At 73.4% G+C, this 20,178-nt stretch carries 15 protein-coding genes; 12 read left to right on the top strand and 3 right to left on the bottom strand.

Going from position 1 to position 20,178, the window contains the following annotated elements; all coding sequences use genetic code 11:
• The first annotated feature begins 67 nt into the window (after window positions 1-67).
• Window positions 68-727: an IclR family transcriptional regulator gene (locus AB9M23_RS06685; RefSeq protein WP_372423568.1), complete on the top strand. Its 660-nt coding sequence runs from the start codon at window positions 68-70 to the stop codon at window positions 725-727.
• On the opposite strand, the gene AB9M23_RS06680 is transcribed toward AB9M23_RS06685, so the two are convergent.
• On the bottom strand, window positions 630-1,757 hold the full coding sequence (locus AB9M23_RS06680; protein ID WP_372423567.1) for an AraC family transcriptional regulator: 1,128 nt from the start codon (window positions 1,755-1,757) through the stop codon (window positions 630-632). The two genes, AB9M23_RS06685 and AB9M23_RS06680, sit on opposite strands and share 98 nt — an antisense overlap.
• Window positions 1,758-1,904: 147 nt before the next feature.
• On the opposite strand from AB9M23_RS06680, the gene AB9M23_RS06675 reads away from it, so the two are divergent.
• The 9 genes from AB9M23_RS06675 (at window position 1,905) to AB9M23_RS06635 (ending at window position 12,150) form a co-directional block, all read left to right on the top strand.
• A complete protein-coding gene (locus AB9M23_RS06675; protein ID WP_372423565.1) occupies window positions 1,905-3,002 on the top strand; it encodes an alpha/beta hydrolase family protein in 1,098 nt (365 codons plus the stop codon).
• 107 nt (window positions 3,003-3,109) lie between these two features.
• Window positions 3,110-4,087: an ABC transporter ATP-binding protein gene (locus AB9M23_RS06670; protein WP_372423563.1), complete on the top strand. Its 978-nt coding sequence runs from the start codon at window positions 3,110-3,112 to the stop codon at window positions 4,085-4,087.
• Window positions 4,084-4,845 carry an ABC transporter permease gene (locus tag AB9M23_RS06665; protein WP_372423561.1) on the top strand — a complete coding sequence of 254 codons (762 nt, stop codon included), beginning with the start codon at window positions 4,084-4,086 and terminating at the stop codon, window positions 4,843-4,845. The genes AB9M23_RS06670 and AB9M23_RS06665 overlap by 4 nt, the downstream gene beginning before the upstream one ends.
• 124 nt (window positions 4,846-4,969) lie before the next feature.
• Window positions 4,970-6,706, top strand: coding sequence for an L-arabinonate dehydratase (gene araD / locus AB9M23_RS06660; protein ID WP_372423560.1), 1,737 nt, complete (start codon window positions 4,970-4,972; stop codon window positions 6,704-6,706).
• A 7-nt stretch (window positions 6,707-6,713) separates the two neighbouring features.
• A complete protein-coding gene (locus AB9M23_RS06655; protein ID WP_372423558.1) occupies window positions 6,714-7,520 on the top strand; it encodes an HpcH/HpaI aldolase family protein in 807 nt (268 codons plus the stop codon).
• A gap of 24 nt (window positions 7,521-7,544) precedes the next feature.
• The gene (locus tag AB9M23_RS06650; RefSeq protein ID WP_372423556.1) at window positions 7,545-8,444 is read left to right on the top strand and encodes an aldose 1-epimerase; all 900 of its coding nucleotides are present in this window, start codon (window positions 7,545-7,547) and stop codon (window positions 8,442-8,444) included.
• Window positions 8,441-9,334, top strand: coding sequence for an SMP-30/gluconolactonase/LRE family protein (locus AB9M23_RS06645; RefSeq protein WP_372423554.1), 894 nt, complete (start codon window positions 8,441-8,443; stop codon window positions 9,332-9,334). Before AB9M23_RS06650 ends, AB9M23_RS06645 begins: the two co-directional genes overlap by 4 nt.
• A gap of 1 nt (window position 9,335) precedes the next feature.
• On the top strand, window positions 9,336-10,121 hold the full coding sequence (locus AB9M23_RS06640) for an SDR family NAD(P)-dependent oxidoreductase (protein WP_372423552.1): 786 nt from the start codon (window positions 9,336-9,338) through the stop codon (window positions 10,119-10,121).
• A gap of 13 nt (window positions 10,122-10,134) precedes the next feature.
• Window positions 10,135-12,150: an alpha-glucosidase gene (locus tag AB9M23_RS06635; protein ID WP_372423550.1), complete on the top strand. Its 2,016-nt coding sequence runs from the start codon at window positions 10,135-10,137 to the stop codon at window positions 12,148-12,150.
• A gap of 75 nt (window positions 12,151-12,225) precedes the next feature.
• Here the strand turns inward: AB9M23_RS06635 and hemF are convergent, their stop codons facing one another.
• Together hemF and AB9M23_RS06625 are read right to left on the bottom strand one after the other, a co-directional pair.
• On the bottom strand, window positions 12,226-13,152 hold the full coding sequence (gene hemF, locus AB9M23_RS06630; protein WP_372423548.1) for an oxygen-dependent coproporphyrinogen oxidase: 927 nt from the start codon (window positions 13,150-13,152) through the stop codon (window positions 12,226-12,228).
• Window positions 13,153-13,165: 13 nt separating this feature from the next.
• Window positions 13,166-19,162 carry an apolipoprotein A-IV repeat region-like domain-containing protein gene (locus AB9M23_RS06625; RefSeq protein WP_372423546.1) on the bottom strand — a complete coding sequence of 1,999 codons (5,997 nt, stop codon included), beginning with the start codon at window positions 19,160-19,162 and terminating at the stop codon, window positions 13,166-13,168.
• 209 nt (window positions 19,163-19,371) lie between these two features.
• Between AB9M23_RS06625 and AB9M23_RS06620 the strand changes: the two genes are divergently transcribed.
• Both AB9M23_RS06620 and AB9M23_RS06615 read left to right on the top strand, forming a co-directional pair.
• Complete coding sequence (locus AB9M23_RS06620; protein ID WP_372423544.1) at window positions 19,372-19,758, top strand: Hpt domain-containing protein; 387 nt, start codon at window positions 19,372-19,374, stop codon at window positions 19,756-19,758.
• A gap of 96 nt (window positions 19,759-19,854) precedes the next feature.
• Window positions 19,855-20,175 carry a 2Fe-2S iron-sulfur cluster-binding protein gene (locus tag AB9M23_RS06615; RefSeq protein WP_372423542.1) on the top strand — a complete coding sequence of 107 codons (321 nt, stop codon included), beginning with the start codon at window positions 19,855-19,857 and terminating at the stop codon, window positions 20,173-20,175.
• Window positions 20,176-20,178 lie beyond the last annotated feature (3 nt).

The following is a 20,178-nucleotide window of genomic DNA, read 5'->3' as shown; positions in this document are numbered from 1 at the left end:
GGCACCGGATGTCACAAGACGTCCACGGTGGCATTCCGTCAGGCGGAACGGCAGCGGGGAGGGAGCGATGCGCGAGGAGCGGGTGGAGAGCGTCGAGCGGGCGCTGTCGATCCTGGAGGCCTTCGGCTCGGAGCGCAGGGCGATGAGCCTCGCGCGGCTCGCCGAGGAGACCGGCCTGCCCAAGCCGACGATCCTGCGCCTGTCCGCCTCGCTGATCCGGTTCGGCCATCTGCGCCGGGACGCCGACGGCACCTTCCGGCTCGGGCCTTCGCTCTGGCGGCTGGGCACGCTCTACCGGCGGACCTTCGGGATGGGCGACGCCGTGCGCCCCGTGCTGCGGGCGCTCGTGGCGGAGACGGGGGAGAGCGCGTCCTACTACGTGCGCGAGGGCGACGAGCGCATCTGCCTCTACCGGGAGCTGTCACCGCGCGGGGGCGGGCAGCGGCTCGACGAGGGCCAGCGGCTGACGCTCGGCCGCGGCGCGTCCTCCTGGGTGCTGCTGAGCTGGGCCGACCCGCGGGCGCGCGACGGGCTCGAACGGGTGCGGGTCTCGCGCGGGGAGCGCAACCCCGGCCTCGTGGCCGTGGCGACGCCGGTGCTCGCCGAGGACGACCGGCTGCTCGGCGCGCTCACGCTCTCGGGTCCGCGGGAGCGGATGGACGAGGCGGCGCAGGCCCGCGCGGCGGCGCTGCTGCCGGAGGCGGCGGCGCGGATCCGGATCGGGTAGCGGGCTCCGGGGTCGGTGCGCCGCTCGAGCGCACGGCGCGCCAGGCGCTGGGGCTCGCGCCGGTGACGCGCAGGAACTCGCGGTTGAAGTTCGATTTCGTGCCGAAGCCGCTCTCCAGCATCGCCCGCGTGACGTCCGCTCCCTCCGCGAGGAGCGCGCAGGCGTGCGCGACCCGGTGCGCGTTGACGAAGCGCGAGACGTTCTCGCCGCGCACGCGGTTGATCGCGCCCGACAGCGCCTTCGCCGGTACGCGCAGGCGCCGCGCGAGGCGCGCGAGCGTCAGGTCCGGATCGAGATGCGGCGCGTCGCGGGCCATCAGCGCCTCGAGCCGGGCGACGAGCGCGGCGTCCTGCTCCCCGGCCTGCGGATCGCGCGACGGGGGAGGGGTGTCGTCCGCGGGCGATTCGGTCTCGGGCGGCGGCGGGCGCAGGTCGCCCGAGAGCGTCAGCGCGCCGATGGCGACGAGCGCGAGCGCCGTGAACAGGCTGATGATCGGGTCGCGCCAGGCGCCCGCGAGCAGCGCCTGGTCCGCCGCGATCAGCACATCGCTCGCCGCCGAGCCCAGGAGCAGGACGCCGATGGTGCGCCAGATCAGCCGCGGCACCTCGCCGCTCTCGAGCCGCGCGCCCGGCAGCGCCGAGCCGCGGCGCGCCGCGAGGAGGAGGGCGAGCCCGTAGCCGGCGAAGGTCGTCACGACGACGAGGTCGATCGCAGCCGGCGCGAGGACGACGCTCGCCGCGGCGGTGAGCGGAACCGCACCGTGCGCCGCGTCCCGCGGGCCGAGCGGGCGCAGCGCCGCGGCAACGAAGGCGAGCCAGGCGAGGGGAGGCAGGAGGGACGCCGTCACCGGCTGGAGCGGGCGCAGGGCGGCTACCCCGTAGTGCTGCACGAGGGCGACGAGCGCGCCCTGCGCCGCGCCGGCGGCGACGAGCGCGAGCAGCAGCGGCGTGCCCTCGCGACGGGCGAGCGCCCGCACGAGGAGGAAGAGAAGCACCAGCGCGGCGACGAGGGGAACGGGCAGGACGAGCATCGGGACGGCGGCGAAACTCCGGACGGACGCGCCATCCTAGACCGCGAACCGGTTCGCGGACAACCTCGAACCGGTTCTCGGACGCGCGTTCGGACGGGTTTCGGCATGCCGGAGGGATCACCACCACCCGACCCCGGAGCCAAACGGATGCTTCATCGCACGATCCGCCTCGCCGCCGCCGCACTGCTCGCCGCCGCGAGCGTCGGCGCCGCCCGAGCCGCCGACACGTCCCCCTTGGGCACGTCCCCCTTCGACACGTCCCCCTTGGGCACGGCCCCCTTCGCCGCCCCCGCCGCGCACCACGACGCCCCGCTCGTGGGCGACGTCTTCTACCCTGCCGGCCCCGGCGGCACCCCTGCCCGCATCGCCGAGAACGCCGTCTTCGTCGGTCTCGACGCGCGCGTCGGCGCCGCGCCGGCGGAGGGGACGCACCCCGTCGTCCTCCTCTCGCACGGCATGGGCGGGCACGTGCGCTCCCTGGCCTGGCTCGCCGCGGGGCTGGCCGCGCGCGGCGCGATCGTGGTGGGGGTGAACCATCCGGGCAGCACCTTCGGCGATTTCGACCATGCGCGCGCCCTCGACCATTGGACCCGCGCGCAGGACCTCTCGGCGGCGCTCGACGCGCTCCTGGCGGACCCGACGTTCGGGCCGCGGGTCGATCTGGGACGCGTCTACGCGGCCGGCTTCTCGTTCGGCGGCTTCACGGCGCTCTCGATCGGCGGGCTGCGGGGCGACCTCGCCGCCTACGTCGCCTTCTGCGACGGCGCCGCGCCGGACGTCGCGCATTGCCGCGAACTGCGCGCCGCCGGCATCGACCTCTCCGCCCGCGAGGCGGACCTGTGGGACGCGTCGTACCGGGACCCGCGCGTCGTCGGCGTCGCCGCCATCGATCCGGGCCTCCATGCCGGGCTCGGACCAGCGCACGCCGCGGACCTCGTCGAGACCGTCGTGCTGATCGGGCTCGGCGCGGCGGGCGACCGGCTGATCGCGACCGACTTCACACCCGAGGGCTCCGGCTTCGCCACCGCCGTGCCGCAGGCCGACGTCGTGATGCTCGCACCGGCCGACCACTTCACGGCGCTGCCCGTCTGCAAGCCGGAGGGGCCCGCGCTCCTCGCGGAGGAGGGGGACGACCCGGTCTGCACCGACCCGCCCGGCACCGACCGCGCCGCGGTCCACGCCGCCATTGTCGCGGCGATCGCCGACGGGTTCGGCCTTCCGCCCGCGCGCGCCGCCATGCCCTGAGCGGAGCCCTCCCGCCGCACTCCTGCGGCGGGAGCCCTGGACGAAGCGGCGGCGCGCCTCCATGTCAGGCTCCCAACGACGCTTCCCGAATCTCCCCCGGAGCCCTCATGAGACCCGCCGCGCACGCCCACCCGGCGCCGCCGCCGATCGGCGCCGACGACGCCGTCATCCGCGTCGAGGGCCTGGAGAAGACCTACGCATCCGGCTTCACCGCGCTCAAGAACGTCGACCTCACCATCCGCCGCGGCGAGATCTTCGCGCTGCTCGGCGAGAACGGCGCCGGCAAGTCGACGCTCATCGGCGCGATCTGCGGCCTCGTGCGCCCCAGCGCCGGGCGCATCCTCGTGGACGGCCACGACGCGGTGGCCGACTTCCGCTCCGCCCGCACCAAGATCGGCCTCGTTCCGCAGGAACTCCACGTCGATTCGTTCGAGCGTGTGATGGACACGGTCTCCTTCTCCCGCGGCCTGTTCGGCAAGCCGCGCGACGCCGCCTTCGTCGAGGGCGTGCTGCGCGATCTGTCGCTTTGGGACAAGCGCGACGCCAAGATCATCGCGCTCTCGGGCGGCATGAAGCGGCGCCTGCTCATCGCCAAGGCGCTCGCCCACGAGCCCACCATCCTCTTCCTCGACGAGCCGACGGCGGGCGTCGACGTCGAGCTGCGCCGGGAGATGTGGCGGATGGTGCACCGCCTGCGCGAGCGGGGCGTCACCATCATCCTGACGACGCACTACATCGAGGAAGCCGAGGAGATGGCCGACCGGGTGGGCGTCATCCACCAGGGCGAGATCCTGCTCGTCGAGGAGAAGACCGCGCTGATGCGCAAGCTCGGCCGGCGCGAGCTGGCGCTGCACCTGCGCGAGCCGCTCGCCGCCATCCCCGACGCCGTCGCGCGGCCCGCGCTCTCCCTCGATCCCGAAGGGCGCACGCTGACCTACGTCTTCGACAGCCAGAGCGAGGACACCGGCATCGCCGACCTGCTGCGCCGCCTGGCGGAGGCCGGCATCGAGGTGCGCGACCTCGCCACCTCCGAGAGCTCGCTCGAGGAGATCTTCGTCTCGCTCGTGAAGGGGCGCCCGTCATGAACCTCAACGGCATCCGCGCCATCTACCTGTTCGAGATGAACCGCTTCCGGCGCACGATCATGCAGAGCGTCGCAGCGCCCGTGCTCTCGACGTCGCTCTATTTCATCGTCTTCGGCTCCGCGATCGGCTCACGGATCGACACGATCGAGGGCATCTCCTACGGCGCCTTCATCGTGCCGGGGCTGATCATGCTCACGGTCATCACCGAGAGCCTGACGAACTCGTCCTTCGGCATCTACCTGCCGAAGTTCCAGGGCACGATCTACGAGCTGCTCTCCGCACCCGTCTCGGCGGTGGAGACCGTGATCGGCTACGTCGGCGCGGCGGCGACGAAATCGGTGCTGATCGGCTGCCTCATCCTGGCGACGGCCCGCATCTTCGTCGACTACACGATCGTGCACCCGCTCTGGACGGCGGCTTTCCTGGTGCTCACCTGCACGGCGTTCAGCCTGTTCGGCTTCATCATCGGGATCTGGGCGGACTCGTTCCAGCGCCTCCAGCTGATCCCGCTGATGGTGGTGACGCCGCTCGCCTTCCTCGGCGGCACGTTCTACTCGATCACGATGCTGCCGGAGCCGTGGGACACGATCGCGCTGCTCAACCCGGTGCTCTATCTCGTCAGCGGCTTCCGCTGGAGCTTCTACGGTGTCGCCGACGTCGCGCCGGCGGTGAGCCTGGCGATGACCTTCGTGTTCATGCTCGTCTGCCTCGCGATCGTGGCGTGGATCTTCAAGACCGGATGGCGGCTCAAGAGCTGAGCCGAGCCGCCCGGGAGGGAGGGGCCGATCCGAAATCCACGCATCCGCGGCCTCGGGGATCCGCCTTGCGCCGGAATTTCGCAGCGCTAAGATGCGCGATCGGAGGAACCCCGAGAGAGGCTCGATGATCGCCCGCCGCACCCTGGACAGCCTGCGTTCCCAGCGCTGGTACGCCGCCGACGACATGCGCGCCTTCGCGCATCGCCAGCGCACGCAGCAGATGGGCATGCGGCGCGAGGAGTTCATGGGCAAGCCCGTCGTCGCGATCCTCAACACCTGGTCCGACATGAGCCCGTGCCACGCGCATCTGCGCGAGCGGGCAGAGGCGGTGAAGCGCGGCGTCTGGCAGGCGGGCGGCTACCCCGTCGAGCTGCCGGCGCTCTCGGTCGGCGAGGTGATGGTCAAGCCCACGACCATGCTCTACCGCAACTTCCTCGCCATGGAGGCGGAAGAGCTCTTGCGCTCGCACCCGGTCGACGGGGCGGTGCTTCTCGGCGGCTGCGACAAGTCCACGCCGGGCCTGCTGATGGGCGCGATCTCGATGGACGTGCCGGTGATCTACTGCCCGGCGGGGCCGATGTCGAACGGGCAATGGCGCGGCGTGAAGACGGGCGCGGGCACCCACACGAAGAAGTACTGGGACGAGTACCGCGCCGGCCGCCTCTCGGCGCAAGACTGGGTCGACCTCGAGAGCCGCATGACGCGCTCGGCCGGCACCTGCAACACGATGGGCACGGCCTCGACCATGACCTCCATCGTCGACGCGATGGGGCTCACGCTCTTCGGCGCGTCCTCCATCCCCGCGGTGGATTCCGGCCATGCCCGCATGGCCTCGGCCTGCGGCGAGCGGATCGTGCAAATGATCTGGGAGGACGTGCGCCCCTCCACCATCCTCTCGCGCGAGACCTTCGTGAACGGGCTCGTCGCCTACATGGCGATGGGCGGCTCGACCAACGCCGCCGTCCACCTCGTCGCCATGGCGCGCCGCGCGGGGGTGGACCTGACGCTCGACGACATGGCCGCGGTGTCGGCGCGCATCCCCGTCCTGGCGAACCTGTTTCCCTCGGGCGACTACCTGATGGAGGACTTCTGGTTCGCCGGCGGGCTGCCGGCGCTCCTGAAGAAGCTCGAGGCGCATCTCGACCTCTCCCGCCCGACGGTGGAGGGCCGCACGCTCGGCGAGGCGCTCGCCGAGGCGCCCTGCTGGAACGACGACGTCATCCGCGATCTCGCCGATCCCGCCGTCCCGCTGGAGCGGGGCCGTACGCTCGCCGTTCTGCGCGGCAACCTCGCCCCCGACGGCGCGGTGATGAAGACCTCCGCCGCGAGCCCGAAGTTCCTGCGCCACGAGGGCCGTGCCCTCGTCTTCGACGACCCCGGCGCGATGAAGGCCGCGATCGACGATCCCGATCTCGACGTGGACGAGAGCACGGTGCTCGTGCTGCGCAACGCCGGCCCCGTCGGCGCGCCGGGCATGCCCGAATGGGGCAACCTGCCCATTCCAAAGAAGCTGCTCGTGGCCGGCGTGCGCGACATGGTGCGCATCTGCGACGGGCGCATGAGCGGCACGCATTACGGCACCTGCGTCCTCCACGTCTCGCCCGAGGCCGCCGTCGGCGGGCCGCTCGGCCTCCTGCGCACCGGGGACGTCGTCGTGCTCGACGTCCCCGCGGGGCGCCTCGACATGAAGGTGGACGAGGCCGAGCTCGCGCGCCGCCGCGCGGAGTGGACGCCCACCGCCTACCGCTACGACCGCTCCTTCGCCGCCCTCTACCAGCGCCACGTCTCCCAGGCGCACGAGGGCTGCGACTTCGATTTCCTGGCCGCGGGACCCGCCGTCCCCGAGCCGCCGATCTACTGAGGCCGCGATGATCGACATCACCAACCGCTTCAAGCGCCGCCTCGCGGCCGGCCCCACCGCGCCCCTCGGGAGCTGGCTGATGGCGGCGGCGCCCTCCACCGCCGAGGCGATGGGGCATGTCGGCTTCGACTTCCTCGTCGTCGACATGGAGCACGTGCCGATCGATCTCGGCGACCTCGCCCACATCCTGCGCGCGATCGGCTGCACGGGCGCCGCCCCCGTGGTGCGCCTGCCCTGGAACGACCAGGTGATGGTCAAGCGCGTGCTGGACCTCGGCGCGGAGACCGTGATGGTCCCCTTCGTCGAGAGCGCGGAGGAGGCGCGCGCCGCCGTGTCCTTCGCCCGCTACCCGCCGACGGGCGTGCGCGGAGTCGCCGCCGTGCACCGCGCCTCCCGCTTCGGGCGCGCGAGCGACTATCTCGGACGCGCCGACAGCGAGACCTTCGTGATCGTCCAGCTCGAGACGCCCCGCGCGATCGCGCGCCTCGCGGAGATCGCGGCGGTACCCGGCGTCGACGCGCTGTTCGTCGGGCCGGGCGACCTCTCCGCCGCGATGGGGCGGATGGGGCAGGTGGGGCATGCGGAGGTGCAGGCGCTGATCGCGCGGGCCGCCGAGGGCGCGAAGGCCGTGGGCAAGCCGATCGGAATCGTCGGGCCGAACCCGGACATGGTCGCGCGTTTCCTCGACTACGGCTACGCGTTCGCCGCCGTCGCCTCCGACGTCGCGATGATGACCGGGCGCGCGGCCGATTGGCTCGGAACGCTGCGCGGCGCGAACGCGTCCCCCGCAGGCGGCCCCGCGGCCGCCTACTGACGCACGACGCGAGGAGCGCCCGCGATGACCGAGATCCTCACACTCACCAACGGCGAGCTCGCCCTCGACCTCGCGCCCGCGGTCGGGGGAGCGATCACGGGATTCCGGATCGGCGACGTGCCGATCCTACGCGAGACGACGCCCGAGATGTTGGCGAGCGGGGACGCAACGCTGACCTCCTCGTTCCCGCTCGTGCCGGTCTCCGGACGCATCGACCAGGGCCGCTTCACCTTCTGCGGGCAGGAACACCGGCTCGTGCCGAACTTCGGCGAGAGCCCGCATTACCTCCACGGCTTCGGCTGGCGCAGCGCCTGGGAGATCGGCCCGCGCTCCGAGAGCGCGGCGACGCTGGTGCTCGACCACGATCCCGAAGGGGAGGGCGCCGGGCTGTGGCCCTGGCGCATGCGCGCGGAGCTGACCTACGCGCTCGAGACGACCTCCCTCGTCATGACGCTCACGGTCGAGAACCGCGACGCGCGCCCGATGCCCTGCGGGCTCGGCTTCCACCCCTACTTCCCCCGCCGCCCGGGCGCGGGCCTGCGCTTTCGCGCGGCGAGCCTCTGGATCGCCGACGAGCGCGAGATTCCGGTGCGCCGCGACGCGCCGACGGGCGACTTCGACTTCTCCGTGCTCAGGGAGGTCGAGAGCGTCACCCTCGACAACGCCTTCGCCGGCTTCGGCGGCGAGGCGCAGATCGTCTATCCCGATCGCAGGCTCGCGCTCGCCATCACGGCGGACGCGGTCTTCGGGCACTGCGTCGTCTTCGTGCCGCCGGGCAAGGACTTCTTCTGCGTCGAGCCGGTCTCGCACATGCCCGACGCGATCAACCGCATGGCCGAGGTGAAGGACCACGGCCTGCGCATCCTCGCGCCCAACGAGCGCCTCGTCGCGAGCGCCCGCATATCCGTGGAGCGCCTGCCATGACGAGCGCCGCGCACGAAGCCTGCCTCGTCCTCGACTGCGCGGCCCTGCTCGGCGAGAGCCCGCTGTGGGACGCGCAGGAGGAGGCGCTCTGGTTCGTCGACATCGAGGGCCGCGCCATCCACCGCTACCATCCCCAGAGCGGCGCGCACGCCATGGCCGCCGTGGGCGAGGACATCGGCTGCATCGGGCTGACCAGGGGGCGCGCGCTCGTCGCCGGCATGCGCTCGGGCGTGTTCCTCCTCGCGCGCGACGGGTCCGTTCTGAGGAAGCTCGCCGACAATCCAGAGGACCGCGCCTGGTCGCGCTTCAACGACGGGCGCGTCGATCCCGCCGGGCGCTTCCTCGTCGGCACGATCGACGAGGAGCGCGGCGGGCGCGCGGGGCTCTACCGGCTCGACCGATCGGGGCTGACGAAGCTCCTCGACGGGCTGATGACCTCGAACGGCCTCGCCTTCTCCGCCGACGGCCGCACCGTCTTCCACGCGGACACGCCGCGCTACACCGTCTGCCGCTACGCCTACGACCCCGCGACCGGCACGCTGGAGGAGGGCGAGGTGTTCTGCCGGCTCGACCGCGACGCGGCGGACCGCGCGCGACCGGACGGCGCCGCGCTCGACGTCGACGGCTGCTACTGGACGGCGCTCTACGAGGGCTCCCGGATCCAGCGCTGGTCCCCGGACGGCGTGCTCCTCGCCGAGATCCCGATCCCGGCGCGATGCCCGACCATGGTCGCCTTCGGTGGGCGCGACCTGAAGACCCTCTACGTGACGACCGCGCGCGCGGGGCGGCCCGAGGCGGAACTCGCGCAGACGCCGCACGCGGGCGGGCTCTTCGCGGTGGACGTGGACGTGCCCGGGCGGCTCGAGCCGCTCTTCGATCCGGATCTCTGAGATGGCGAGCGACACGCGAACGGGTCTCCACGATTACGGATCGGTGCGCTACCGCTCGCTGAAGGGCCGCGCCGTGGTGATCACCGGCGGCGCCTCGGGTATCGGCGCGGAAATGGTGCGCGCCTTCGCCGCCCAGGAGGCGCAGGTCGCCTTCCTCGACATCGACGAGGCGGCCGGCCGGGCGCTGGCCGGGGAGACCGGAGCCGCCTTCGACGCCTGCGACATCACCGACATTGCCGCCCTGCGCGCCACGCTCGCACGCATCGAGGCGCGCTACGAGGGCGTCGCGGCGCTCGTCAACAATGCCGGCCGCGACGACCGCCACGCCATGGAGAGCGTCGAGCCGGACTACTGGCGCCGGGCGCTGGCGCTCAACCTCGACCACCACTTCTTCGCCACCCAGGCGCTCGCGCCGGGGATGGCGGAGCGGGGCGGGGGCTCGGTGATCATGCTGGGCTCCATCTCCTGGATGCGCGGGCGCCCGGGCATGGTCGGCTACACGACGGCGAAGGCCGCGCTCAACGGCTTGACCAAGACGCTGGCGCGCGAGCTCGGGGCGTCGGGCATTCGCGTCAACTGCCTCGTCCCCGGCGCGATCCTCACCGAGCGCCAGGAGAAGCTCTGGCTCACGCCCGAGCTGAACCGCCAGTTCCTCGATCTCCAGGCGCTCAAGTTTCGGCTCGACGCGAGCCACGTCGCGCGCATGGCGCTCTTCCTCGCGTCGGAGGAGAGCGCCGGCTGCACCGGTGCGAACTTCGTCGTCGACGCCGGCCTCACCCAGAACTGAAGGCACCCTCCCCATGCACCTCGTCGCTGTCGACGACGGCTTCGACCTGTATCTCGGCGCGCGCCTCGTGCTGCGCCACCGGCCCGACCGTCCCTGCCTCTTCGTCGGGCGCGGCGAGCCGCGGATCGCGATGTACCGTGGCAATTTCGAGATCGAGGATCACGTCGAGGAGCGCGTCGGCCTGCGCCACGCGGCGATCGCGGGGCGCCTCGTCGCCTTCTCGACGAGCTCCGAGGCGAAGCCGCGCCTCGTCGCGGCGATCGAGGGCGACGCGGAGGCGGGCGCCCTCGTCTTCGTGGAGGCGGACGCGGCGATCGACCGTTTCTGGCTGCGCGTCGAGGCGGAGGAGGGCGAGCGCGTCTACGGGGGCGGGGAGCAGATGTCGTATTTCGACCTCTCCGGCCGCGAGTTCCCGCTCTGGACCTCCGAGCCCGGCGTCGGGCGCGACAAGAAGAGCGAGATCACCTTCCAGGCGGACAAGACCGGCGGCGCCGGTGGCGACTACTGGCACACCAACTACCCGCAGCCGACCTACCTCTCGACGCGCCGCTACGCGCTCCACGTCGAGACGACCGCCTATTGCGCCTTCGACTTCCGCCGCCGCTCGTTCCACGAGATCGAGGTCTGGGCCGTGCCCGCGCGCATCGAGCTGTTCGGCGCGCCGAGCCTCGAGGCGCTCGTCTCGCGCCTCTCCGAGCGCTTCGGCCGCCAGCCGCCGCTGCCCGAGTGGGTGATGAACGGCGCGATCATCGGGTTGAAGGACGGCGCCAACTCGCTCCAGCGCCTCGAGAAATACCTCGAGGCGGGCTGCGCGGTCTCGGCGCTGTGGTGCGAGGACTGGGTCGGCATCCGCGACACGTCCTTCGGCCGGCGCCTGTTCTGGGACTGGCGGGCGAACGAGCGCTGGTACCCGGGCCTGCGCGACGCGATCGTGTCGCTGAACGCGCGCGGCATCCGCTTCATGGGCTACGTGAACCCCTATCTCGCCGTCGACGGCACGCTCTACCCGGAGGCGGAGGCGGCCGGGCACCTCGCGCGGAATCGCGCCGGCGACACCTACCGGGTCGATTTCGGGGAATTCGACTGCGGCGTCGTCGACTTCACGTCGCCCGCGGCCTGCGCCTGGTTCGAGGAGCGCGTGATCGGGCAGGAAATGCTCGATGCCGGCCTGTCCGGCTGGATGGCGGATTTCGGCGAGTACCTGCCCGTCGACGTCGTCCTCTCGGACGGCTCCGACCCGATGCTGATGCACAATGCCTGGCCCGTGCTCTGGGCGGAGGTGAACGCGCGCGCGGTGGAGAACCGCGGCATGACCGGCGAGGCGCTGTTCTTCATGCGCGCGGGCTTCACCGGCGTGCAGCGGCACTGCCCGCTGCTCTGGGCGGGCGATCAGTCGGTGGACTTCTCGCGGCACGACGGGCTCGTCACCGTCATCTGCGGCGCGCTGTCCTCGGGTCTCGTCGGCAACGCCTACCATCATTCCGACATCGGCGGCTACACGAGCCTGTTCGGCAACGTGCGCACGGCCGAGCTGATGATCCGCTGGGCGGAGATGGCCGCTTTCACGCCGGTGATGCGCACCCACGAGGGCAACCGGCCGCGCGAGAACATCCAGTTCGACGACAGCCCGGAACTGCTCGCGCACTTCGCCCGCGCGACGCGGATCTGGACGGCGCTCGTGCCCTACCTGCGCACGCTCGTCGCCGAGGCGAGCGAGACCGGGCTGCCCTGCCAGCGCCCGCTCTTCCTGCATTTCGAGGAGGATGCGCGGACCTTCGACGTGCAGGACGCCTACCTCTACGGCCGCGATCTGCTCGTCGCGCCGGTCTGGCGCGCGGGCGAGCGGGAGTGGACGACCCGGCTGCCGGCCGGCGCGCGCTGGGTCCACCTCTGGTCCGGCGAGCGCTTCGAGGGCGGGGCGGACGTCACCGTCGCGGCGCCCTTCGGCGAGCCGCCGGTGTTCTGGAGGGAGGGCAGCGGCTTCGCGGAGCTGTTCGAGGGCATCGGCCGGGAGTTCGCGACCCGCTGACCCGCTTCGTCCCCCGGGGGAGGAGTCCGCGCGGCACGCGCGGGCGGTGGGGCCGTTCGGGCGCCTCGTCGCCCGTCAGGGCCAGCGGACCGTCGGCGGCATCGACGAGAGGATCGAGGCGACGTTGCCGCCGGTCTTGAGGCCGAAGATCGTGCCCCGATCGTAGAGCAGGTTGTACTCGACGTAGCGCCCGCGGCGGATCTGCTGCTCGTGCCGGTCCGCCTCGGTCCAGGGCGTGGCCATGTTCGCGCGCAGGATCCGCGGGTAGATGTCGAGGAAGGCGAGGCCCACGCCCTTGGTGAAGGCGAGGTCCCGGTCCGGGTCGCCGGACCAGTGGTAGTCGTAGAAGATGCCGCCGATCCCGCGGGGCTCGTTCCGGTGCGCGAGCCAGAAATACTCGTCGCACCAGGCCTTGTAGCGGTCGTAGTCGGCGATGTCGGCATAGGCCTCGCAGGCGCCGCGCATGGCGGCGTGGAAGGCCTCGCTGTCGGGGTCGTCCTGGGTGCGCCGGCGCTCCAGGACCGGCGTCAGGTCCGCGCCGCCGCCGAACCAGGGCTTCGTCGTCTTCACGAAGCGTGTGTTCATGTGCACGGTCGGCGCGTGCGGGTTCCAGGGATGGGCGATGAGCGAGATGCCCGCCGCCCAGAAACGCGGATCGGCGTCCGAGCCCGGGATCTGACCGCGGAACGCGGGCGCGAACTCGCCGTGCACGGTCGAGACGTGGACGCCCACCTTCTCGAACACGCGCCCACGCATCATCGCCATCGTGCCGCCGCCGCCGTCGGCGCCGGAATGGTCCGTGCGCGACCAAGGCGTGCGCTCGAATCGACCGGGCTCGGCGGGCGCGTCGGGGTCGAACGGCCCCGTCGCCTCGTCCTCGATCGCTTCGAAGGCCGCGGTGATCCGGCCCTGCAGCTCGGCGCACCAGGCGGGCATCGCCGCCTGGAGCCGCTCGACGTCGGTCGGGTTCCAGGGCGCCTGGGCAGGCGTCGCGTCGCTCATTCCCGCTCTCCCGTCAGGCCAGGCGCCCGCTCGCGTGGGCGAGCATCGTGTAGACCTTGCCGGTCTCGGAGGTCAGGTAGGTGCGGGTCAGCACCTGGTCCCGGTCGTCGCGGGCGACCTCGGTGAGAAGCCGCTCGAACTCCTCGACGTAACGGTCCACCGTCTGGCGGAATTCCGCGTCGCGCCTGTACTTGCGGCGGATCTCCTCGAAGGTCTGGCGGCCCTGCTGCGTGTAGAGCCGCGCCTCGAACTCGGCCATGACGCCCGGCTCGTAGCGGTTCCAGAAGTCGACCGCCGCCTCGTGCACGATCATCCGGGCGATGTCGACGGAGATCGAGTTGAGGCTGTCCAGCGCGTTGCCGCCGCGGGCGCGCTGGGGTGCGGCCTCCGTGCGGGCGTCCTGTCGCGGCTGGGGCGCCGGCTCGCGGACGCGCTCGGGCTGGGGTGCGGGCGCCCGCACCGGCGCCTCGTCCTCCGAGGCGCGCTCGAGGAGATCCGAGAGCCAGCCGGCGCGCCCGGCGTCGCGCGGGGCGGGCTCGTCGCGCTTGAGCGACATCTTCTCGCCACGCGCCTGGCCGTTCCCGCCCGGACCGCTCGACACGCCGGTCGGGCCGGCGGCGCCGCGCAGCCCGGGCGCCGTGGCGAAGGGCTCGACCGCCGGGCGGGCGGGCGCGGCACTCGCCGCCGCGGCGCTCACCGCCGCCGTCTGCCAGGTGGACTGCGCCGCGCTCACCGTGCCGCCGGCCGCGCCGCCGGCGACCGCGCGATGCGCCCCGGCCGCGCTCGCCTGCGCCGCCTCGGCGGAGATCGTGTCCACCGCCTTGTTGGAGCGGCTGACGAGCGAGGCGAGTTCGTTCAGGGCCTTGATCTGGTCGGAGACGACGCGGCGCATGGCGGCGGCGTTCTCCTCCGTCTCCTTCGGCAGCTCGAGCACGCCGCGGCGCAGCTCGGCGCGCGTGCTCTCCAGCTCCTCGTGGATGCGCGCCGTCATGGCGCGCAGCTCGTCGGCCGCGTCGCGGAATCGCCCGGCGGCTCCGTCGAGCGCCGCGTTCATGTCGGCAGCCACCTCGCCGTAGGCGTCGCGGATGGCGAGCGCCGTGCGGGTGCGCTGGTCGCCGGTCGCGGCGCGGATCTTCTCGAACTCGCCGTCGATCGCCTTCGTCGTGCTCTCCGCGGTGGCGGCGAGGACCTGGCCGATGTCGCGCGCGCGGGTTTCCGCCTGTGCCAGCGAGCCCTCGACAAGCCCCGAGAAGGCGCGCGTCGCCCGCTCGATCTCGTCCGAGCGCTCCTCGATGCGCGCCAGCAGCGCCTCCAGCGTCTGCGAGCGCGCGCCGAGCGCGCCGTCGAGGCGGCTCTCGAGCCGCTCGAGCGCCCCCGTCGCCTCCGTGAGGGCGGCGAGCTGGTCGCGGGTCGAATCGGAGACGCTGCGGCCGCGCTCGTCGAGCAGCACGGCGAGCTCGCCCGCCTCGCGGATCGCGCCGCCGGAGACCGCGCCCAGCGCGGCGACTTGGTGCTCGACGCGCTCGGCCGCGTCGCGGGTCTGGTTCGCGACGTCCTGAATCAGGCGCGCGATCTCCTGCGCCCGCCCGCCGAGCGCCTGCTCGACCTCGCCGAGGCTGCCCGCCGTCGCGCCCGCGACGTCGCGCAGGGCGCGGTTGGCGTCGTGGAGGCGCAAAAGCACGCCGCCGAGTTCGGTGCGGATGCGCTCGTTCGTCGAGACGAGCGTGGTCACCGCCTCGCGGGTGCCCTCGTCGAGGCTGGTACGCAGTGCCTGGTTGGACCGACCCCACGCCTCCTCCAGCGCGGCGCCCTGGCTGCGCAGGCCGTCGAGCAGGTCGCGGCTCTGCGCGCCGAGCGTGTCGGTCAGCTGGCGCGACAGGGCCTCGACGTCGCGGCCGATGGCGTCGGCGCGGGCGCCGAGCGCCGCGACGAGCGCGCCGCCGCGGCCGTCGATGAGGCCCTCGAGGTCGCCGAGGCGATGCCCGAGCGCGCCCACGAGCGCGTCGCCGCGCTCCTCGATGAGGTGCGCGACGGCGCCGGTGCGCTCGTCGAGCGAGCGCGTCAGCGCGCTGGCGCGCCCGTCGAGCACGCCGGTCATGCGGTCGATGTTCTCGCCCATGGACACGATGATCGCATCCGAGCGCTTGTCGAGGATCTCGGCGATGGTCGCGCCGCCGCGGTCGAACAGCGCCGAGACGCGGCCGACCTTGGTCTCGAGCTGGCCGAGCAGCGCCTCGCCGCGCTCGTCGAGCGTGGTGCCCAGCCGCGCCTCGCCGTCCGCGAACAGGGTCTCGACGCGCCCGATGCGCGCCTCGAGCCCGCCGACGAGGGCCTCGCCGGTCTTGGCGAGGGACACGCCGAGCGCCGCGCCGCGCTCGTCGAAGAGCGTGCCCATGCGCTCGATCCGGCTCTCCAGGCCGCCGACGAGGGCGTCGCCGCTGCGCTCGAGCGCCTCGCCGAGGCGCGCGCCGCGTTCGTCGAACAGGGCCTCCACGCGGCCGATCCGCTCCTCCAGGCTGCCGATGAGACTCTCGCCGCGCTGGTCGAGCCCGGCGCCGAGACGCTCGCCGCCGGACGCCAGCAGCTCCTCGATCTCGCCGACCCGGGCGCCGAGGGTGGCCACGAGCCGCTCGCCGCGCTCGTCCAGCAGGCTCGCGAACAGCTTGGAGCGCGCGTCGAGGAGCGTCGCGGTCTCGTTCAGCTTGCCGCCGAGCGCGTCGACGAGCCCGCCGCCGCGGTCCTCGACGAGGCCCGCGAAGGTCGCGGTGCGGTCGTCGAGCAGGCCGGCGAGCGAGCCGGTGCGCTCGTCGAGGAGGGCGGTGACCTCCTCCATCCTTGTGCCGAGCGTGTCGAGCATGCGCCGCCCCTGCTCGTCGAGCAGCGTGGCGAAGGCACCCGTGCGATCGTCGAAGAGCGCGCGGATCTCGCCCATGCGGGCGCTGAGCGTGCCCACCACGGCCTCGCCGCGCTCGTCGATCACCGAGGCGAGCGAGCGGCTCGACTCGGAGAGCAGCGAGGCGATCTCGCCCATCCGGTTGCCGAGCGAGGCGGCGACCTCGCGGGTGCGGGCGTCGAGCGCGTCGGCCGCCTCGCGGCCGCGCGCCTCGAGCGTGCTGGCGATCAGGGCACTCTTCTCGTCGAAGACGCGGGCGAGCCCGTCGGTGCGGGCGTCGAGGGTCTGCGCGACCTCGCGGGCGCGGGTGTCGAACAGGGTGGCGAGCGCCTCGCCGCGGGCGGCGAGCGTCTCGTCGATGGCCCTGCCGCTCGCGTCGTAGATCGCGGCGAGCGAGTCGGCGCGGGCCTCCAGCGTCTCGTCGATGGCACGGCCGCGAGCGTCGAGCGTCTCGGCGACGGTCTCGAGGCGGCCGACGACGCGGGTCTCGAGATCGGCGACGCGGCTGTCGAGCGTCTGCGCGATCTCCTCGGCACGCCCGCCGAGCACGGCGTTGATCTCCGCGGCCTTGCCGGACAGCGTCTCGGAGAGCGCGGCCGAACGGGCGGCGACGATGTCGCCGATCTCGGCGGCCCGGGTCTCCAGCGAGCGGGCGACCTCTCGTCCGCCCTCGGCGAGGACGCGGGCCATCTCGCCGGTGCGCAGCACGAGCGCTTCGTTGAGCGCGCTCGAGCGCGCACCCAGGCTCTGGTCGACCCTGGCGACGAGCTCGTCGAAGGTGGCGGTGACCTCGAGCGCGCGCTTCTCGGAGCGGGCCTCGAGCGAGGAGAGCTGCTGCTCGATCGTCTCGGTCGCCGCCCGGGCGCTCTGCGCCAGCGTCTCGGCCAGCGCCGCGCCCTGGACGTTGATGACGCGGTCGATCTCGCCGAAGCGGTCGACGACGACGTTCGCGAAGGTCTCCACGTCGCGCCCGAAGCGGTCGGCGAGGTCCCCGCCGCGCTCGACGATCGTCGCCTCCAGGCGGCCGAGCTTGTCGGAGATCGAGCCGTCGATCTCCTGGGCCGTGGCCCCGAGCCGCTCGGCCAGCGCGCCGCCACGCTCCACGATGACGCTCTCGAAGCCGGCGAGGCGCGCGGCGAGCAGCGTGTCGAGCTCGCCGCCGCGGGCGCCGACGGTCTCGTTCAGGCCCTCGCCCGTCTTCTGCAGCGCCTCGTTGATGCGCAGGCCCTGCGTGGTGATCGCGCGCACCACCTCGCGGCCGGTGTCGGCGAGATCCTGGCGGGTGCGGCTCGCACCGTCCTCGAGGGCGCGCGCGAGCGCCTGCTCGTGCTCGGCGACGCTGCGGCCGAAGGCCTCCCGATGGTCGCCGAGCGCCGCGGAGAGCGCCGCGGCCGCCTCGTCGAAGGCGGTGCGGAAGGCGTCCGTTCGGCTCGCGAGCGTGCCCGCGACCTCCTCGGACGCGCGCTCGATGGCGCTCGTCGCGGCGCCGGCACGCGCGTCGACGAGGTCGGCGAGGCGATCTCCCGTCGCCTCGAGCCGCTCGGCGAGCACGTCGCCGCGCTCGGCGAGGGAGGCGACGAGCGCGCCCGCCGCGTCCTCGATGCGCGCGCGCGCGGCGTCGCCGCCGGCCGCGATGCTCGCGCCGGCGCTCTCGAGCCGCGCGCCGATCTCGTCGCCCCGCGCCGCGATGTCGGCGGAGACGGTCTCCCCCGTCCTGGCGAGTCGCGCGTCGAGTTCGGCGCCGCGGGCGACGAAGCTCTCTTCCAGCGCCTGCGCGGTGCGCTCGAATGCGCCGCGCATCTCCTCGCCCTGGCGGGTCAGCGACGCGACGACCGTCTCGCCGGTGAGCGAGAGGCTCCGCGTGACCGCGTCCGCGCTCTCGCCGAGGCCGGCCGTGAGCGCATGGGCGCGATCGTCGAGGGCGCGGGTGAGGTCGTCGCCGGTCGCGGCGACGCCGGCCTTGATGTCGTCGGCCGCGCCCGCGAGGCGCGCGACGAGCTCGTCGCCGCGCAGGCCGATGTCCTCCACGACCCGCTCGCCGGCGCGGCCGAGCGCCATCGTGATCGAGGCGCCCTGGGCGTCGAGCGAGCCGGAGACCCGCTCGCCCGTGGCACCGATCGCCTCGACGATGCGCTGGCTCGCGGTCTCGAGATCGGCCGAGAAGGCCTGGTGCGAGCCGGCGATGGCGCCGCGCACGCGCTCGGCGTTCGTCACGATCGCCTCGCGCTGGGCAACGAGCTCGTCGACCAGCGAGCGGATGCGGATCTCGTTGTCGGAATAGGCGCGCTCGAGCGTCGCGATCTCGGAGCGCACCAGCGTCTCCAGCTCGCCGGCCCGGGCCAGCGCGCGCTCGATGCCGTCGCCGACGGCGGCGACCTCGCGGCGGACGGCCTGCGAGACGGTCTGCACGGCGTCGGTGGAGAAGGTCTCGGGCTGGCCGAGCCGCATCGCCACCTCGCGGATCGAGCGGGCGACGAGCTTCATCTCCTGCGAGCGGACGGTCAGGATCGCGGCGGTGAACAGGAAGGTGACCGGCGCGAGGACGAGGACGAGCGCGACCGCGAGCTCACCCGGCGCCCAGGGACCCACGAGCGCGTCGAAGCCCGCCTCGGCGGCGGCGACGGCGACGAGGCCGAACATCCAGGCGAGCGAGGCCGCGCCCGCCCAGGCGTAGGGCTTGCGGGAGGGCCGCGCCTGGAGCGCCTGCATCAGCGCGCCGACGTGCGCGCGGTCGTCGTTGGCCACGCGGGACGTGTCGGGGCCGAAGGCGAGGGGCTCGCCGCGCGGTGCGGTGGGCTCGGCGACGGCGGTGCTCGCGGGCTCCTGGGCCGCCCCGGCGGAGCCGGAGGTGCGCATCAGCTCGTCGTCGCGGATCTCGGGAAGGCGCAACTCCTCGGCGAAGCTCGCGCGGACCTCGGCGATGCGCGCCTCGTCGGCGGAGGGCGCGCGCTCGGCGTCCGCGGGCTCGTGCGGCGTCTCACGGGCGGTCTCCGCCGTCTCGGCCGGAGCCCCGTCGGCGCGCGCGGGGTCGCTCCCGGACTTTTCCAGGTTCAGCGCCTGCTCGATCGCCGACAATGCGGCCTCGGTCCGATCCTGGAGCTTCTTCTCAGTCGCCATGTCGCCGCCTCGATAACGCAACTTCCGCGGCGGAGGGCGCACGCCGGAATAGGCGCCCGCCCGCCTCGCACGACCTCCGGCCCGCCTCCTGGCCATCGACGCACGACCGCGATCTTGCGGGCGACTGTAGACACGCGCGCGGTCCGAGGAAACCCGGCCGCGGGGCCGTTCTTAGGTTTTCGTTAACGCTATGGTTACCGGCTCTTGGAATGCTCGGCCGACACCACGCGCAGGAGCCCGCGAAGCCTGTGGACACGCCACTTCTCGACCGCGCGCATCTCGACGCGCAGACCTTCGGCGACGCGGATCTCGCCCGCGAGGTGCTCGGCCTGTTCGAGCGTCAGCTCGACCGGCTGCCGCCGCTGATCGCGCAGGCGCCCGAGCCCGGCGCGCGGGTCGACGCCGCGCACACCCTGAAGGGCTCCGCCCGGGGCGTCGGCGCGCTGCGCGTCGCGGGATGCGCCGAGGCCTGCGAGCACGGTTTGCGCGCCGGGTGCGCGATCGCCGGCGAGCTCGCGGGGTTGGCGGAGGCGGTGGCGCTCACCCGCGAGGCCATCGCGCGGACCGTTGCGGAAATGGCGGAGGCCCCCCGCTGAGCCGCCACGCTCACGCTTGACAGCGCGCGCGTGAGCGCACACTTCCCAGGCTCGAACCGCCGCTGCGAGGCGCCGCAGCCCCATCCCGGAGACCCCATGGCCAAGATCACCTTCATCGACGTCGAGGGCGAGGCGCGCACGGTCGAGGCCGAGCCGGGGTCCACCGTGATGGAGGCCGCGGTCCGCAACGGCGTGCCCGGTATCGAGGCCGAATGCGGGGGAGCCTGCGCCTGCGCAACCTGCCACGTCTACGTGGAGGACGCCTGGCGCGAGAAGGTCGGCGATCCCGAGCCGATGGAGGAGGACATGCTCGACTTCGCCTTCGACGTGAAGCCGAGTTCGCGCCTGTCCTGCCAGATCCGCGTGCGCGACGACCTCGACGGCCTCACCGTACGCACCCCCGCCCGCCAGGGCTGAGAC

The organism is Salinarimonas chemoclinalis (assembly GCF_041514305.1).
Classification (GTDB): Bacteria; Pseudomonadota; Alphaproteobacteria; order Rhizobiales; family Beijerinckiaceae; genus Salinarimonas; species Salinarimonas chemoclinalis.
This window is presented reverse-complemented; position numbering and strand designations above follow the sequence as displayed.